The sequence below is a fragment of the Pontimicrobium sp. MEBiC06410 genome (assembly GCF_053601615.1).
This window is the reverse complement of record NZ_JBSHNT010000145.1, coordinates 48967-67449: the sequence shown is the minus strand read 5'-3', so window position 1 is coordinate 67449 and position 18483 is coordinate 48967. Positions and strand designations below refer to the sequence as shown.

At 32.5% G+C, this 18483-nt stretch carries 13 protein-coding genes; 1 reads left to right on the top strand and 12 read right to left on the bottom strand.

The features are described from left to right. Positions 1 to 55 precede the first annotated feature (55 nt). From ACVC08_RS06520 to ACVC08_RS06510, 3 genes are all read right to left on the bottom strand, one after another. Positions 56 to 433 carry a hypothetical protein gene (locus ACVC08_RS06520; protein WP_452598944.1) on the bottom strand — a complete coding sequence of 126 codons (378 nt, stop codon included), beginning with the start codon at positions 431 to 433 and terminating at the stop codon, positions 56 to 58. Positions 434 to 503: 70 nt separating this feature from the next. Beyond that, on the bottom strand, positions 504 to 1964 hold the full coding sequence (locus ACVC08_RS06515; RefSeq protein WP_452601451.1) for a DUF5689 domain-containing protein: 1461 nt from the start codon (positions 1962 to 1964) through the stop codon (positions 504 to 506). Positions 1965 to 2000: 36 nt separating this feature from the next. After that, positions 2001 to 4826 (bottom strand): carboxypeptidase regulatory-like domain-containing protein, encoded by a 2826-nt coding sequence (locus ACVC08_RS06510; RefSeq protein ID WP_452601450.1) that lies wholly within the window; start codon positions 4824 to 4826, stop codon positions 2001 to 2003. Between the two features lie 141 nt (positions 4827 to 4967). On the opposite strand from ACVC08_RS06510, the gene ACVC08_RS06505 reads away from it, so the two are divergent. Continuing rightward, entirely contained in the window at positions 4968 to 6020 is a 1053-nt protein-coding gene (locus ACVC08_RS06505) for an endonuclease/exonuclease/phosphatase family protein (RefSeq protein ID WP_452598947.1), read from the top strand. A gap of 75 nt (positions 6021 to 6095) precedes the next feature. Here the strand turns inward: ACVC08_RS06505 and ACVC08_RS06500 are convergent, their stop codons facing one another. The 9 genes from ACVC08_RS06500 to ACVC08_RS06460 form a co-directional block, all read right to left on the bottom strand. Continuing rightward, the gene (locus tag ACVC08_RS06500; RefSeq protein WP_452601449.1) at positions 6096 to 6533 is read right to left on the bottom strand and encodes a hypothetical protein; all 438 of its coding nucleotides are present in this window, start codon (positions 6531 to 6533) and stop codon (positions 6096 to 6098) included. A 107-nt stretch (positions 6534 to 6640) separates the two neighbouring features. Next, positions 6641 to 8335 (bottom strand): choice-of-anchor J domain-containing protein, encoded by a 1695-nt coding sequence (locus ACVC08_RS06495; protein WP_452601448.1) that lies wholly within the window; start codon positions 8333 to 8335, stop codon positions 6641 to 6643. A gap of 12 nt (positions 8336 to 8347) precedes the next feature. Further along, positions 8348 to 10930, bottom strand: a complete 2583-nt coding sequence (locus ACVC08_RS06490; RefSeq protein WP_452601447.1) for a TonB-dependent receptor — start codon at positions 10928 to 10930, stop codon at positions 8348 to 8350. A 169-nt stretch (positions 10931 to 11099) separates the two neighbouring features. After that, positions 11100 to 12743: a glucose-6-phosphate isomerase gene (pgi, locus tag ACVC08_RS06485; protein WP_452601446.1), complete on the bottom strand. Its 1644-nt coding sequence runs from the start codon at positions 12741 to 12743 to the stop codon at positions 11100 to 11102. Further along, positions 12743 to 14077 carry a peptidoglycan DD-metalloendopeptidase family protein gene (locus ACVC08_RS06480; RefSeq protein ID WP_452601445.1) on the bottom strand — a complete coding sequence of 445 codons (1335 nt, stop codon included), beginning with the start codon at positions 14075 to 14077 and terminating at the stop codon, positions 12743 to 12745. The genes pgi and ACVC08_RS06480 overlap by 1 nt, the downstream gene beginning before the upstream one ends. Further along, the gene (locus tag ACVC08_RS06475; RefSeq protein WP_452598953.1) at positions 14035 to 14958 is read right to left on the bottom strand and encodes a tryptophan 2,3-dioxygenase family protein; all 924 of its coding nucleotides are present in this window, start codon (positions 14956 to 14958) and stop codon (positions 14035 to 14037) included. The genes ACVC08_RS06480 and ACVC08_RS06475 overlap by 43 nt, the downstream gene beginning before the upstream one ends. After that, complete coding sequence (locus ACVC08_RS06470; RefSeq protein ID WP_452598954.1) at positions 14958 to 15743, bottom strand: DUF3108 domain-containing protein; 786 nt, start codon at positions 15741 to 15743, stop codon at positions 14958 to 14960. The genes ACVC08_RS06475 and ACVC08_RS06470 overlap by 1 nt, the downstream gene beginning before the upstream one ends. Positions 15744 to 15882: 139 nt before the next feature. Further along, the gene (hppD, locus tag ACVC08_RS06465) at positions 15883 to 17046 is read right to left on the bottom strand and encodes a 4-hydroxyphenylpyruvate dioxygenase (RefSeq protein ID WP_452601444.1); all 1164 of its coding nucleotides are present in this window, start codon (positions 17044 to 17046) and stop codon (positions 15883 to 15885) included. Between the two features lie 180 nt (positions 17047 to 17226). Continuing rightward, the gene (locus ACVC08_RS06460) at positions 17227 to 18384 is read right to left on the bottom strand and encodes a homogentisate 1,2-dioxygenase (RefSeq protein ID WP_452598956.1); all 1158 of its coding nucleotides are present in this window, start codon (positions 18382 to 18384) and stop codon (positions 17227 to 17229) included. Between the last annotated feature and the right edge of the window lie 99 nt (positions 18385 to 18483).

Sequence of the window (18483 nt, the reverse complement as noted above, 5' to 3'; positions counted from 1 at the left end):
CGAACTTGTTTCAGTTTCTCATAACCATTTAACTATTATTTTTAATTTATATAATTTAAAGTGCCTGCAGAAATAACAAGCCAAAACCTACACATATAAATGGTAAAGCTAAAAGCATGCTTATATTATACTGTGGTGTTTTCTTCTTATTTAGTTTTGCATTCAATATTTTACGTGTTTTACCATTGTACTTTAACCAATTAGTAAAATAGATGCCTATAGAAAGTAATATAAAGACTGTCCAAGCCTTTTCGCTAGACATGGCGTTATAATGCATTTGGCTAAAAAAAGCGGCAAAGAAACAGCCCAAAAGGAAGAGTATTGTTATTTGTAATACCGAAGTATATACTAAAGCTATAGTATTTGCCTTTTTCTTAAAACGTATTTTATATTTTAAAAAGATACTAAAGAATAATTTATCGAAAATTGTCATGTGGTAAAAATAAAAAAACCTGCTAGATGGTCTAGCAGGTTTTAGGTATAATATTATAAAGAAACAGTTATTAGTTCTGTCCTGTAACTTTAATATCGTCTATGTGGTATCTTGTTTCTGCACCACCGTCTGCACCTAAATATTTAAAGGCAACATGTACATCTCCATTTAAACAAGAAATATTAAGGTTAGAGGCTACAAAAGAACCGAAACCACCTCCACCAACAGGAATGTTAGCTTCTAATTCTATCCACTCTGTAGTAGTAACGTCTCCAGTAAAGTTTTCTGCAATGAAAGCTGTTAAAACTGTTCCTGTCTCGAAGTTCGCAGAGACTTCAAATGTTAACTCTTCTCCAGTTGTACTATCTAAGTTTATTGCTGGTGTTACTAACCAAGCTTCTAATGGGCTTTCTCCTGTACCAAATGCAGAAATCTTCATATATCTGTCTCCACTAAATGAACTGTCTTCGTAACGTTCACTACCTCCAGATACGTTAATATTAGTCCATCCCATAGTATCTAATTGTGATTCGTTAGTGATTGATTGGAAATCTTCTTCGAATACTGTAAATGCAGTAGATACTGGATCTGTACATTCTAAAACAATTGGATCACATCTGTCTGTACTTGTAAAACTAATTGCATCTGTATTATTAACAATTAACACATCGAAATCATCCCCAAAATCTCTACTTAAAATTCCAGTTATAGAACCTTTTCCTCCTGCTAATGGAAAAGATTTAAAATCTGCAAATGTACTAGTTTGTAAAGCTATAGTTTCTCCAGTATCACATTTTTCAATAGTTCTAAACCCATCAAACTGATCAGATTCTTCACCTGCATAAGTATTTGTACTTTCAATTGCATTTTTTATAAATTGAGCATCAGAGAATTGAATTAATGTATTTTCATCATTTTCTTCTAAATCAGATAAACTGTTAATAACTTTTGGAGTTAAATTCGCTACTTCTGGATCTCTTATAACTACATCTTGATATTCAAATGGCTCTAACTGCTCTAAACTTGTACCTTCAGCTTTTCCTAGAGTGTACACCCCATTCTCTAAGCCTATAGCCAACCATTTTTCATTACCATTTACTGGGTTTGGTTTTGGGATATTCAATCTTACATAAACTTTTCTTCCTACATTATAGAAATTAGCTAAATCTCTTTGGTTAATTTCAATTCTTAACCCTCTTCTTGGGTCGCTTCCAGCATCGTTAGCATCTGGTGAGTTTTGAATGATAATTTCTTCAAAGAAATTTCCACTAGCATCACTAGAAACTACATAACCTTCTATATACAAAGGAGCATCGAACTCAAAAGTTCCAACATCATCTCCATCTGCTACTGCATCATTATATCTTGATATTACAGCATCAAAAGTAGTTTTAGTTCCAAAATCTGCTGGATTAACAGCTGGTACTAATACTTCTGGCACTGTATAATCATCATCTTCAACACAAGAATTTACAAATAGCATAGTTACTAAACCTAGTGCTAACGCTAAAAATTTATTTGTTTTACTCATAACTTAATGTTTTATAATATTTTTCTTTTCTTTTTTTTAAAATCTGTAATATACATTTACGAAGTAGTTAGCTCCACGACCATACCAGTACTTAGAACCAAATACACGTTTTGGATTACCTCTATCTTCTTTAATAGCTCTATAATCTGCTGTACGTCCTTGCTCGAAACCACCTGTTCTGTATTCTTTATCTAATAAGTTTCCTACACTAGCAAAGAAACCTACAAAGTTTTTACCAACTTTCCAAGATTTTCCACCTATTAAATTGATTACCATGTAGTCATCAAACTTTTCTTGGCGTAAAAATTCTCTTGCTTCGTTTGGATCGTAATCCGCAAATGGGAGACCATCTTCATCTTGGTAAAATTTGGTCGAACGTGCTAATGGACTAATGTCTACATAAGCATTAGAGAAGAAGTTAGCTGTAGCTCCAAACCACCAGTAATCTGGATCGCGGTATTCGAAACCTACAGAGTAAGCTCGTTGCGGCCCTCCTGCTACTTTATAATCTTTTAAAGATGTTTCGTAAATTTCTCCTGATCTGTTTATTTGATCTCCTGCATCATCTACTCCTAAGAAATCTTCAGAGGTAGATGTTACATATACAAACGGATTATTATCGTATGTATATTGACCTACAGATGCGGCTCCTTTTAATTTAATAGTTGGCGTTATTTGTGCTTCTATACCTAATTCTGCTCCAATGTGTTTTTTATCTGCATTAGCAACTGTTTCTTGAATAAACCCAGTTGTAGAACCTTGTGTGAAATAGAAAGAGACTTCGTTTGCATCTTCTATTTTAGTATAGTACCCTGTTAATCTTGCGTTTACTATTGGAGAACGGAAGATATAACTAATATCTGCTGAACTAATTTTTTCTTCAGTTAATTCTATATCTCCTAATTGCTGTCCTTGGAATATACCTACGTAATCGTGACTTTCTCTAGAGTTAGTGTACGTATTTCTAATCGTTGGTGCTTGTGTTAAATATGCTCCGTTAACATCTATTAAATGTTTTCCAGATATTTTATAAGTAAATCCTGCTTTTGCTCCTATTCCTGTAAATTTTAATTTATCGCCTTTACCAGAAGAGTTATCTAAAGTAATATCTCCATTTGAATTTCTTAACACTTGATTCTCGTTTAAGAATACACCTTCTCTTTGATAATCTGTTTTTGTTACACTAGCTCCTAAATAAAAATCTATCTTACTATACTTAAATTGTGCTTGTGCAAAACTAGATAATTCGTTAGCATCTATTTTAAAGTGATATCTAAACTTGTCACCTTCTTGTGCTATTCTATTAGGGTTAAAAAGGTCGAATTGATTTTGGCTAAATCCATCTACGTTAGAAGCTCCAATGTTGCTTCCTAATAAATCTATTACTTCTGCAAAATTATCTGAGCTTAAACGTCTGTAATTTATAGCTCCGTTTAATATAATGTTCTCATTTAATTCTGTATTAAAAAGAGTATTAACTGTTAACGTTTTATCGTCTGTTCTATCTTCATATAATACATAAGCAGCTGTGTCTCCAGATAGGTTTCTAGAATTGTTTGCTATAAAAAGATTGTTCCAATTTAATTGTCCATCGTTTAAAAATTGTTGCTCTGCTCCATAAGCGCCAGAAAAATCTGGCCCGTCGTCGTCTGCTAAATAATAACTTGGTAAATTTTGGTAATACGCTGGGCTAGGGTTAGCTCCTGAAGCATTATCTATACGACTACTACCTCTTTGCCCAAATTGATATGCTATATTAGTATTTAAAGATGTTTTAGAAGAGATATCCCATGTATGATTTAACATTAAAACTGGCTCAATAACTTCTCTTATTCTTGAGTTTCTTTTCTTACCATCTAAATACCCCCAAAACTCATTATACTTAATTCCTTTTAAATCGTACACTTCTTGTGTATTTGCAGAAGAACGTCCTCTTCTATTAGGTGCGTATATAGATGTAAAGTTCAAGCTATGTTTATCGTTAAATTTCTTTTCTATAGAAGCAAAGAATGAGTTAGCATCGTAAAGTGTTCCTTCTTGAAACCCTTCGTTACCCCAACGTCTACTAGCCATAATAGTATACGCCCATCCATCTTCCATTAATCCTGAAGAATACTTAGCCATTAAACGGTTTGTATAACTTCTATTAGATGAAGAATATGTTACTTGACCTCCTTCTCTGTATGAAGAGGCTTTTGTATTAATGTTAGTTGATCCTAATACACCACCAAAGGTATAAGCTGATGGTTTTAACCCCATAGTAAATTCCTGATTTCTTACGGCGTCATTTAGTCCTCCCCAGTTACTCCATTGTGGTCTTCCTGTATCGAATTTATTCATTTCAATACCGTTTATTAAGACAGTTCCATTGTCTGAATCTAATCCTCTTACTCTAAAAAATGATGAGCTAAATTCGAAAGCAGCTGTTCTTTGAAACACATCTCTTGATGCCGATAATAATCCTGAGATATTATCTGAACCCGCAGAGTCATCACTTAATTCGTCGTCTGATAATGTAATAGTAAACAAATCTGGTTGACTTCCTAGATCTTTTTCTAGAGTCATGTCTTGAATGTCTACTGTTTGTCCCTCGTTAACAACAATAGGATATCTTTTAGTAAGAAATCCTACTTTAGAGATTTTTAGCACTTGTTCTCCAAAAGGTACAGCTTCTTTGAACATGAATTGTCCTAAGCCGTCTGTTGTTTCTGTTTGTCCTGTCTCTTCAACAGTAATTGTAACATCTGGAATGGGTTCATCTGTCACCGCGTCTTTAACGCTTCCTTTAACAACAGTGTTTTGAGCAAATGCTGTTAACGTAGAAAACATTCCGAATAAAAAAATAAATAAACTTTTTTTCATACTTGAAATACTTGTTAATAATAGTTTAAACCCTAAATAATAATTATTTAAGGGGTGCAAATGTACATTATTTCTTAGAAATATTTACTTTTGGCGTGAGTTTTGTATGCTTGCATAACAATAATATAACATTTATTACCAATGAAGAATTTAAAAGTGTGGCTTTCAGCTGTTATTATCACTGCATTTGTTAGCGTTGATGCCCAAGAAGGAAAAAAATTTAAGTTACATACTGTGGCTTTCTATAATTTAGAAAATTTATTTGATACTGTAAATGACCCTGATAAAAACGATGAAGCGAGCCCAATGATGGAAATAAAAGCGAATCGTGAAGTTATTTATAAAAAGAAGGTGCATAATATGGCCCGTGTAATCTCAGACATAGGTTCTGACGTTGCAAAAAACACTCCTGCCCTTGTAGGGGTTGCAGAAATTGAAAACATTGATGTTTTAGAGGATGTTGTTAACGACCCTTTACTTTTAGCTAAAGATTATGGTATTGTACATTTTAACTCCCCAGATAAGCGAGGTATAGATGTTGGTTTATTATACCAAAAAAACTTATTTCAACCTATTTCTAAAAGTACTCATACTTTAAAAATATTTGATGATAGCTCTGGAAAGCGTATTTATACCAGAGATCAGCTTTTAGTTACTGGTAAACTTGACGGAGAAACTATTCACGTTATTGTTAACCACTGGCCTTCTAGACGTGGTGGAGAAGCAAAAAGTAGAGCTAAACGTGTTGCTGCTGCTAAATTAAATAAGCGCATTATAGATTCTTTACAGGTTATAGATCCTTATGCTAAAATTATTACTATGGGTGATTTAAACGATAACCCTAATAATGCTAGTGTTAAAGAAACGTTGAATGCTAAACGCAAAAAGAAAAATGTAGACTTTAAAGGGATATATAACCCAATGATGAATTTCTACAAAAAGGGGCTAGGTTCTAATGCTTATAGAGACAGTTGGAGTTTATTTGATCAAATCATGGTTACCAAGCCTTTTATAGATGAAGGTTACGATTCGTTTAAGTTATACAAAGCCGGTATTTTTAATAAAAACTATTTAATTAGCAAAAAAGGGCGTTACAAAGGTTATCCTAAACGTAGTTTCTCTAATGGCAGTTTTACCGATGGGTTTAGCGACCACTTTCCTGTTTATATTTATTTGATTAAAGAGGTAAAATAATCACCATAGTTATAAAATTTAAAAAAGCGATTCTTAATAATTAAGAATCGCTTTTTTTATGATTTATATTTGCTTTTAAAACCAAGTATTCCAAGGGATTTTTGCAAGAACCAAAACTAAGGCTATTGTATAAAATATAGCTAATGGTTTTAATTTTCCAGCTGATGTTAGTTTCTTTTTATGTTTAGAGTAACCAATAGTAATACACGCTACTGCTAAAATCATAGTTATTGGATGTTCAATAATATTAGAACGCAATGCTGCATTCTTCATTACTGCCCCCATACCCATCTCGCTTATTACACTTAAATAGTCTGCAGCAAAGAATAACACAATTCCAATTAATAGCATGATATGTGATACTATTAATGTAAATAAAGCAAGTCTAAAATCTTTAGCTTCATATTCTTTTTTACCAAAGTGCTTTATAAGCGCATTAAATGTTGTTATCACTATCATAACAAGGACTAGATAAGCCCAATATGAGTGTAACGTTTTTACTGTTGAGTACATAGATTTAGTTTTAAGGTTATGTATAAAACAAATGTAGTAATTATTATGCATAAAAAAACCGCTTCAAGTAGAAGCGGTTTTAATTTTATTATACGTTTGGTTTCTGCTTAACCTTCTGTATTTAAAACCCAACTTCCTCCTGTTTTAATTAGGCTTTTTTCTCTAGTTCCTACATTATTATCATATATTTTATAAGTAAGAATATATTTCTGTCCTTCTTCTGCACTTGGGTTTAAATTATTTAATAAAATATCTAAGGCAGTTACAATCATTTCATCATTCCAGAAGTTCCCACTAGTTGGTCTAATATCAAAACTTCCAAAATTACCCATATTTTCAGCTGGTCCTTCAAAATCTGGTGTTGTTATTAGTTGTGAAGACATATAGTTATAATCATCTCCAACTAACGTATAACGAATAGTATTATCTGGTACCCATACTCCATTTTTAAAACTGAATTTAAGACTAGTAATAGCTGGTGTCCAAATGCCGTTTTCTACTGTATACAAATTCCCTCGAGTAACGGTTCCAACTCCACTACCTCCATAAAATTTATAGACCATAAATAACTCATCCTCTTCTTGTGCAAATGGAAATTTAATATCTAAAAATGTTGGTAAGTAGTTTTCAGGAAGAACAGACCCACTAAAATTGTTAAATTGACCTGGTTGACCAGAAGACTCGCCCATTGAGTCATAGTCAGCATTGCTTAAATAATAAATTCCATCTAATTCTTGCCATGCTCCATTTACAAATTGAAAATATGATGACTTTGTAGTTGTCTCTCCTGTAATACCTAACGCTTTAATAGTAAAATAATCTATTCTCCAAAGTGGTGAGTTAGCTACTGTTGATTCAAATTTAAATGCTATTCGTATAGTTTGTCCATCATAAGCAGAAAAATCATACTCTTCTGATAAAACAAAAGCTGAACTATTTCCATCTGGAACTGTGTTTAGCACAATAGTATCCCACGTTGTAGTATTAACGTCTCCTGTGTAGTTTGTAGTTACCAATATGTTAACATGGTCTGATAACGTAGCTCCATTTAAGAAGCTAATACGTTGATTAATTTGAAATTGAAGGCTTTGCTCAGCACTTAAATCAATTTCAGGAGAAATTAACCAATCTTCATTATCATTATTATTAGAACCATCATAACCTGATGCCTGAGCATAACTTGAGCCTTCTGTCCATCCTTGAGCACCAAGAACATCTATATTTTCATATGTTGTATATACATCTGGAAATAAGCCATCATAAACGACAGGAAATCCCACTACTGGTTCTTCATTAAATCTTTTATATTCTATTCTTACAACATCTCCTGCACTTGGTGTTGGAAATTGACTAGCTAATACAGCATCAAAAGTAGAGTCTGTATCTTCATTTGGATAAAAAGCATTACTTGCTGCTGTAGGATAATCATCTGTACTCAATTGGTAGGAAGATGCTGCAACCAAGCCAATTAAATCATCTCCTGGATTACCAGCATAAATGTTAAAAGAAACATCTGCAGAAGATCCTTCTCCCCAATAAGGATATTTATTTTCTAAGTAAGGGGGCAACATAGTTTTAGCATCATTTAAATCACTAAAACTTTCAAACATTTCATAGAAATCTACAGGGTCATCTTCTCCTTGTTCTACTAAATCTGTATAGTCTTCAGTAGTCATTGTAAAAGCTACTTCTCCCACAACAGGATTAGCTTCTGCATCAATTTCATTATTGATGTCTTCTATAGGGTTACAGCTCGTAAAAACGGCTCCTATAACCATTAATAAATAAACTATTTTTTTCATTTTTCTAATTTTTTAAAATTTAATTTTTGCTCCAACACTAAATGTTCTTCCAAAACCATAATATACTGTTGCTACTCTAGAAGTAGATCCTGGTATGTACCCTGGTTCTCCTGGAGTTCCAACTGCAGAACCGTCTTGAGCATCTGAGATAAAACGGGTATCAAATATATTGTTCATCCTTGCTGTTAAACTAGCATCGAAATTTCCAAATTTAAATCCATGAGTGAACGCTGTATCAAAAATACCATATGCTGGTACTTCCCATGCATCTGGGCCTCTTTCTCCTCTATCACTAGGGTCGAAATCTGCAAATAACCTATCGTAATAGTTATAATCTACTGTTAGCCTTGTTTTTGGTGTAAACTTATAGTTAACGCCTAATCCTAAAGTAGTCTGTGCTGCATCACCAACGTGTAAGTCTTTAATAAGAATGTTAACTGTTTCTACTAGTTCTTGTTCTTCATCAAAAATCTGAACATTTTCTATATCGTTTTGCCATTTCCAATCTCCTAATGATAACATTCCTGTAAGGTTTAACTTCTCTGTAGGCTTGTATACAAAGTCTAATTCGATTCCTTGGTGGATCGCATTTACTCCTAAAATATTAGCAGATGCAAATTCTCCGCTTGGTTGTTGAAATCCTACAGTTTCGGTTCTATCTTTCCAGGTTGTTCTATATAAGTTTACATTAGCAGAGAATTTTTCTCCTCTAAAGCCATATCCTAATTCGAAACTTAAAATCTTTTGATTTTCTGCATCATCAATAATATTTTCATTATCGAATTGAGTAAATACTGAATCAAAATCTGCTGCTTTTTCAAAATATCCTAAGTTAGCGAATACATTATGATTATTATCTATACGATAGTTAGCTCCACCTTTTGCACTGTAGCCAAAGAAATTATAACGATCTGTTTCTTGTAAAGGGTCTGTATCTAAATAATTAAAATAGTCTATTCTTTTATAAGAGGTATTTGATGCTGCTAACGATATAAATGTGTTAAAATTCTCATTTACATCATATTCTAATTGAGCAAAAGCTCCTAACCAACCTACAAGACCTTCATTATGGTAAGCAATTTTATCTCCTACTTGCGCAGCATTTAAAGGGTTGTTTACATTATTGTCATCTAATAAAAACTGTCCTCCTAGTAAGTCTGTTACTTCTCTAAAGTGTATTCCTTTATAGTTTCTAAAATCTAATCCTCCTAAGAATACTAAATCGTCTGATAAATCTGTTTTTAAAGTAGATAAAACACCGTACCAGTTATGGTCATTACGAGATGCTCTTAATGCAGTTGTTGCTCCTAAAGCTCCATTTTCTTCATTTTCTCTTACAATTTTATCAAAATCTAAAGGCCCAAAGTTTCCTATTCTATACTCGTCATTATCAAATTCAAACTTAGTTCTGTCAGAACCTACAGTTCCTCCACCTCCACCAGAACCAAATGAAGCATAGGCTGCGGTAGAGATACTCGTATTATCACTAAGTGTCCAATAATGATTTAAAGAAATTTGTGGTTTGTGATAAAAGTTATCCTCTATAAATGTTACTTGTCCATTTTTATACCCCCAATCTGAGTTGTATTTTATTCCATCTTCACTTTTTCGGTAAGTTTCGATTAGGTGTCTGTTTTGTCTCTGTCCGTGACGTTGTTTAGCTCCAAAGGCAGTAAATGATAATTTATGATTTTCATTTAATTCTTTAGATAAATTAACAAAATATGAGACAGAGTTAAATTGCGTTCCTTGTACGTAACCATCTCCATCTGTTTTAGCAGCAGATACTGTTGCAGCTAAACCATTTTCCATTAAACCTGTTGAATAAGTTACTCCAAACTTTTTATAACCATCATTACCTAAAGTTGTGTAAAAATTTCCTCCAGCTTCTATATCTGTTGTTTTAGTAAGGATATTTATTGTTCCACCTACAGAAGGCACAGCAACTTTAGATGCCCCTAAACCTCTTTGCACTTGCATAGAGCTTGTTACATCTCCTAGTCCTGCCCAGTTACTCCAAAATACTCGACCATTCTCCATATCGTTTACTGGCACACCGTTAATCATTACCGCAACGTTTTCTGAATTAAATCCACGTAAGTTAATACGTCCATCTCCAAAACCTCCTCCTGCTTTAGTTGCATATACTCCAGGTGTAGATTTTAGAACTTCTGGAAATTCTTGAGTTCCTAACTTTAGCTCAATGTCTGCTGTTCTAATAGTAGATACTGCAACTGGCGTTTTTCTATCTACAGCTACAGAAGCAATAATTGCCACTTCTTCTAAACCAAATTCACTTGGCTCTAATGTAATCTCGCCAAGGTTAGTGTCTCCAGTTATTGTAAACTCCTTTGTTAGATAGCCAACATAAGATAAAGTAACGGTAGCGTTTTTAGATTTTGTTGTTAATGTAAAATTCCCATCAAAATCACTAGACATCCCGTTAGATGTTCCTACCTCGACAACATTTACTCCTGGTAAAGGTTCGTTAGTTTCTGGATCTAATACAGTTCCTGTTACTGTACTTTGAGCCATTGTAATCGCAGAAAACATAAATGCAACTGCAAAAAACAAAAATTTGAATGTGTTCTTCATTTTGTTTAATTAAAAAAGTTGATTAATTTAAATTTTGTGCAAAAGTACAAATAAATTATGCACGCATATTAACTAAAAGTTAACATTTTTTTGACAATAGAAGATAACTCAATTCATTGTGTTTCATAGAATTAAACAAACAAAACTATACAAAAGTTTTTAACAAAAATTATCTTAATTGTTTGTAGTATTCTAAAAGATTTTGCGTTGAAACGTCATGATTCGCAATTGTGTTAATTTCAAATTCAGATAGAATAGTAGTAGCTAATTGTTTTCCTAATTCTACTCCAAATTGGTCGTAACTGTATATATTCCATATAATACCTTGTACAAATATTTTATGTTCATACATAGCTATTAACTCTCCTAAGCTCTCTGGAGTTAGTTTATTTATAAAGATAGTATTTGTAGGCTTGTTACCTTCAAATATTTTAAATGGCAATAGTTTTTGAATTTGATTACTTGAAAGATTTTGCGCTTTTAAGTCACTTATTACTTCTGCCTCAGTCTTTCCGTTTAGTAGCGCTTCTGTTTGTGCTAGATAGTTAGAGATTAATTTGTCTTGATGGTCTTTATTACCATGTAAACTTGTAGCAAAACCAATAAAGTCTGCTGGAATTAGTTTTGTGCCTTGATGTATTAATTGAAAAAATGCGTGTTGAGAATTTGTACCAGGTTCTCCCCAAATAAGTGTTCCTGTTTCGTAGTTGACTTTATCTCCATTTCTATCTACGCTTTTACCATTACTTTCCATAATGCCTTGTTGTAGATAAGTAGCAAACTGGTTTAAGTATTGTGAATATGCTATTACCGCTTCGCTTTCTGCTTTAAAAAAGTTATTATACCAAATGCTTAATAATGCTAGAACTACTGGTATATTTTTATCAAAAGCCTCTGTTTTAAAATGATTATCCATTTTATTAGCTCCATTTAAAAGGCTTTCGAAGTTAGAATATCCAACTGCTAAGCTAATAGTTAATCCTACGGCACTCCATAAAGAGAAGCGTCCTCCTACCCAGTTCCACATTGGGAATACGTTAGCTTCGTTTATTCCAAAGTCTTTTACTTTTTCTATATTGGTCGATACTGCTACGAAATGCTTTGATACGTCTTCTACTCCTGCATGTTCTAAAAACCACTTTCTAATAGTATTGGCATTAGACAATGTTTCTTGTGTTGTAAAAGTTTTAGATACTATTACAAATAAGGTTGTTTCTGGGTTTATTTTTTTTAAAACTTCATTAACATGGTCTCCATCTACATTACTAACAAAATGTGTTGTTAATTGATTTTTATAATATTGGAGTGAATCTACTACCATTGCTGGACCAAGATCTGACCCTCCTATGCCTACATTAACAATATCTGTGAACGGTTTACCTGTATATCCTTTTCTATCTCCATTTATAATTTCGTTAGAAAACGTTTTAATTCTTGCTTTTACTTCAACTATTTCTGGAATTACATTTTTACCGTTTACTAAAATAGTATTTGTTGCTTTAGCTCGTAATGCTGTATGTAATACCGCTCTTTCTTCTGTTTGATTAATAGTTTCTCCAGAAAAATAGCTTTTTATAGCTTCTTTTAATTTAACTTCTTCTGCTAGGTTTAGTAATAAATTAAATGTTTCTTCTGTAATTCTATTTTTGGAGAAATCCACATAAAAGTCTTCCCATTTAATAGTAAACTTATTCGCTCTATTTTTATCTTGAGCAAACCAGCTTTTCATTTCTACATTTTTTACTAGCTCAAAATGTTCTTGTAGTTTTTTCCAAGCTTGTGTTGTTGTAGGGTTGATATTGGGTAATGACATTATTTTGATAGTGTGATTTGTTGGTTTTCTTTTAGTTCAGTTTTTAAATCTTGTTCTTGAGCTTCACTTTCTAGTTCTTGAAACTCGATAGTATCTAACTGAGCTTTTATAGGTTTTATATATTCTAGATATTTTGTTTTTAAACTATCTGAAATTGGTTCTGCTTCAGGTAATTTTTGTTTAAAAGGGTCTACTTGTCTTCCGTTTTTCCAGAAACGGTAACATACGTGTGGACCAGAGGTATTTCCTGTCATTCCAACCCAACCAATTACATCTCCTTGCTTAACATAATCTCCTACTTTAGCCTTACGTTTTCTCATGTGCAAGTATTGGGTGGTATACGTTGCATTATGCCTTATTTTAACGTAGTTACCATTTCCTCCTCGTTTTGCAGATTCTATTACTGTTCCGTTTGCTGTAGCCATAATTGGGGTTCCTCTTTTCGCAGCAAAATCGGTTCCTTTGTGTGCTCTCACTCTGTTTCCGTACAATGCAATTCGTCTGTTTAAATTATATCTTGATGAGATACGGCTGAAACTTACTGGTGCTTTTAAAAAGGCGCGTCTTAAATTCTTTGCATCTTCGCTAAAATAGTCTTTTATGCCTTTAACTGAATCTGTTTTGAATTCAAAAGCGTATAAAGGCTGTTTATTGTGCTCAAAATAAGCGGCTTTAATATTATCTATTCCTGCATAAATACTATCGTCTATATACTTTTCTGTATAGATTACTTTAAATTTATCATTTTTTTGAAGTCTTGTAAAGTCTATAGTCCAAGCATATATGTCTGACATTTTAAGGGCTATATTAAAGCTTTTTCCTTGCTCGTCTAACGCTTCTGAAATATTAGTTTTTATAATTCCAGATACTTCTTTTTCTACATACTTAATTGGTTTAGAGCTTGTGTAGGCATGAATAGAGTCTTGAAAATTAATTACTACATAATCTTCTCTATTGGGTTGATATATAAAGCATCGAGGGCGTTGTAGTGAGTCTGTAGAACATAGTAAGGTATATGGTTTTCCTGCTCGTAAACGATGTGCTACATCGAAACTATCTTTAGTTTTTTCTACAATATTATATATCTCAGGATAGCCAATATTATTACGTTCTAAAATAACACCAAAGGTTTCTCCTTGCTTTACTGTGTCTCTTTTAACAATAAATTCATTTAAATTAAAACCAAATTCGTATATCTCTTCTGGTTCTACAACAGCTATTGGTTCTGTTATCTCTTTTGGTTCTGGGTCTTTTTTACAACTGTATATACTTATTAGTAACACAAAAAGTATTACACATCTTTTCCCCAATTTGTTAATTCTTCTTGGCTCCATAAGTCTGGAAAGAATATTCTTTTTTGATATTTTGGATGCATATATTTTACCCATTCACTTCCTCCTGTTGCTTCTGCAGTTTTTCCACCTATATTAAGATAATGGTTAGCAGTATTATAATGTGCCATTACCCAAGTTATATTAACTGTATAATCGTAATGACGCATTGCTTTTATTAAATCTTCGTCTTCTTTTACATCTTGTGGCAACGATTTAAAAATGGTCCACAAGTTATGTGTATTATAGAATTCAGCAAATCTAATAAATTCGTCTTTGTATTTCTCTTCAAATATTGTTAATAAATAACTTTTTTTACCAGTTTTGTAGTCTTTTCCTGCTGCTTGCCAGTATAAATGTTCAAAAGCATGTTCAAAAGAGGTGTTTCTATCTATTGTAGCTCTAAAACGATTATCTATTAAATTGATTAATTCTGTTGAAGCAAACTCAATTTTCCTGTATTGTGCACTTTGAAATCCACTTGCTGGTGTTAAGGTATTTCTAAACTTATTGTATTGTTCAACATCCATTCCATCTTTCATGACTGTAAAGGAAGAGGTTAACACATCAAAATAACGACTTATTCGCATTAATTTAGTTTCGAAGAAAGCTGCTGTTATATCTTTTTCTTTGGCAACTTGGTCTATTTCCCAAAGTATCATTTTAAACAACAACTCATTTACTTGATGGTACATTAAAAACACCATTTCATCTGGCAGTGTTGTACGTTGATTTTGAAGATTTAACAGCGCATCTGTTTGTATATAATCCCAGTACGTTATGGGTTTAGAATGCAGCAAACCATCTAAATGGGTTTCTAAATTTTGATCGATTGCATCGTACTTTTCTTTGAGTTTGTTGGTTATTTTAGAATCTAATTCCATTAGTTTTCTACTACTGTTTTAAAAGAGTGTTTTAGTCCTTTAAAAGCTTCTAAGTCTGCTCTTAAAGATCCTACTGCTAAATCTGCCTTGATACGTAAAGGTACTTTATTTTTATCATTAGAAACCCAAAGTGTTAAACTTTCTTCTTCTTTAAATACTCGACCAGCCATTACATAGGGCCTAAACTTTAAAGCTTCTACTTTTCCTATTTTATTTCCTAATTTTATTACTTCTTTCCCTAAATATTTTAATTTAAAACCATAGTTTTCTTCATCAAAAAACATATCTAATGTAATCTCATCTCCAGATTTTAATTTTGAAACATCTAGTTTATTTCTTAAATAATAAAATGTAGACACCATGTCTTGAACATTGGGCTTTGTTTCTATTGTTCGTTTTCTATTGTATTTTTTATTGAATACTAATGCTGTTTGATTTTTTTGATCAAAATCTATTTCAATATTCTTTTTATGCCCGCCTTCGTTTATGTTTCTTATAAATTTATATGGCAAATTTGATTCGGCATCAAAATAACTCTCATATCTATCTTTAACTTTAAAAAACCATTTAATAGCTCCCGTGGTCCATCCTTTTCCTACTACATGAAATACTGGTTTTCCGTTTAACGTTGTTTCATTTACTGAAAGCGTTGCGTTTCCTGCTTTTAAGAACCCGCTATAACTCATTCTAAAGCGAAACCATTCTCCGTCTTTAAAAGCACCTTCTTGCGCAAAGCTTACATTAAATGTAACAATTGCTAATAGTATAAGTAATGTCTTTTTCATATGCCTAATGTCATTGCTAAATAACTTTTTAAAGTTATTTTATTATTATCTATTTAAATAGATAACAATTACTATTCCAAAAGTATGAAACTAAAAAATGCCATCACTATTTGTAATGGCATTTTTTTATTAATTTTTATTATAGTGTGCCTCTTTTTGCTTGTTCTCTTTCTATAGATTCAAAAAGCGCTTTAAAATTTCCAGCTCCAAAACCTTTTGCTCCCATTCTTTGAATGATCTCAAAAAACAGCGTTGGTCTATCTTCTACTGGTTTTGTGAAGATTTGAAGTAAGTAACCTTCTTCATCTGCATCTACAAGAATCGATAATTTTTGAAGTTCTTTTATATCTTCCTTCATCATCTCTCTATGTTCTCCTAAACGGTTAGGAATATCATCGTAATAGGCTTGTGGCGGTGGTGGTAAAAACTCTACTCCTCTTGCTTTTAATTGTGCAACTGTTTTAATTATATCGTCTGTTGCTACTGCAATGTGTTGCACTCCAGAGCCTTCATAAAAATCTAAATATTCTTCAATTTGTGATTTTTTTGCGGCTTTTGCTGGTTCATTTATTGGAAATTTAATACGTCCGTTTCCATTACTCATTACCTTACTCATTAATGCTGAGTATTCTGTATGTATTTGCTTATCATCAAATGATAGGAAATTAACAAACCCCATGACGTCTTCGTACCATTTTACCCACGTGTTCATTTGTCCCCAACCTACATTACCTACCATGTGATCTATATATTTTAGACCTACTGGTTCTGGGTTGTAATCTGACTTCCACTCTGTAAATCCTGGCATAAATATACCGCTATAGTTTTTACGCTCTACAAACATGTGTACAGTTTCTCCGTAAGTATAGATTCCTGCTCTTACTACTTCTCCATATTCATCTTTCTCTACTACTGGCTCCATGTAGGATTTAGCACCTCTTTTTGTTGTTTCTTCATACGATTTTCTAGCATCATCAACCCATAACGCTACTACTTTTACGCCATCTCCATGTTTTACTATGTGGTTATTTATTGGGGATTTGCTATTAAGTGGTGTTGTTAATACTAACCGTATTTTATCTTGTTTTAATACATAGCTAACAGATTCCGTAGATCCTGTTTCTAACCCTTTGTATGCGTATGATTGAAACCCAAATGCTGTTTTATAGAAATGTGCTGCTTGTTTTGCATTACCTACATAAAACTCAACATAGTCTGTTCCTAATAACGGTAAGAAATCTTGCGCTTCTTCGAATATTTTTTCTAAACCGTAGTTTACCGATTGTACTTCTTTTTTACTCATATCTTTAAATTTTCTGAGTTATTTATTTTTTATTTTATTGGAATGATTCTACTTCTATAAAACTTTTATTGTCTAGATGTACGTCATTTATTCTCTTTCTAATTCTAGTGGTAACAATTGCTGAATTATTACTTTGAGAATCTACCAATATATTATTTTGATGTGTTTAATGTTTTTATTTTACTCTAACCAAGATTTATAATAGTCTTCGTCTGCAATTTTCATTGCTTCTTCTGTTACCATTAATGGTTTAAAGGTATCAACCATTACTGCTAATTCTTCTGTATCTACTTTTCCTATACTTCTTTCTGCAGCACCTGGGTGCGGTCCATGTGGTATTCCTGCTGGGTGTAATGATATATGCCCTGCATCGATATCGTTTCTACTCATGAAATCACCATCTACATAATATAGCACCTCATCACTATCTATGTTACTATGGTTATATGGTGCTGGAATAGCTTTCGGGTGATAATCATACAAACGTGGTACAAAGCTACATACTACAAAAGCATCCGTTTCGAATGTTTGGTGTACTGGTGGCGGTTGATGGATTCTACCTGTAATGGGTTCGAAATCGTGAATTGAAAAGGCATAAGGGTAGTTATAACCATCGTAACCTACAACATCAAAAGGGTGTGAAGCATAAACCATATCGAACATATCGTCTTGCTTTTTAACTTTCATTAAAAAATCTCCAGACTCGTTATTGGTTTCTAATTCGTACGGTCTACGTAAATCTCTTTCGCAAAATGGAGAGTGTTCTAATAATTGGCCAAACCAATTTCGATATCGTTTTGGTGTATAAATTGGTCTGCGAGACTCGACTATAAATAAGCGATTATCTTCTGTATCAAAGTCTATTTTATAAATAATACCTCTTGGTATTACTAAATAGTCTCCATATTTAAAATCTAAATTCCCTAAATGTGTTCTTAACTTCCCAGATCCTTTATGGATAAATATAAGCTCGTCTGCATCAGAATTTTTATAAAAATAATCTGTTGTAGATTGTTTTGGTGCTGCTAAAATAATAGTACAATCGCTATTTGTTAGCACTGCTTTTCTGCTTTCTAAATAATCGTTTTCTGGCTTTACTTGAAATCCTCTAAAACGATAGGATTGCATATGGTTTTTCTTAGCTATTTTTGGAGCTACACTATATTGCTTTTTAATAGCTTTTACTTGTGTTGGTCTCTGCTCATGGTATGAGTTAGTAGACATCCCATCGAAACCTATAGTTCCAAAGAGCTGCTCATAATATAGAGAACCGTCTTGTTTTCTAAATTGTATGTGTCTTTTATGAGGAATTTCTCCTAATTTATGATAAAATGGCATAATGATTTGTATTATTAATTAAACAATGGTTTATTATAAATACAGGGTAAATCATTCTGGGTTTCTTTTAATAAGAAACTTTAAAAAAGTTAGTATGTC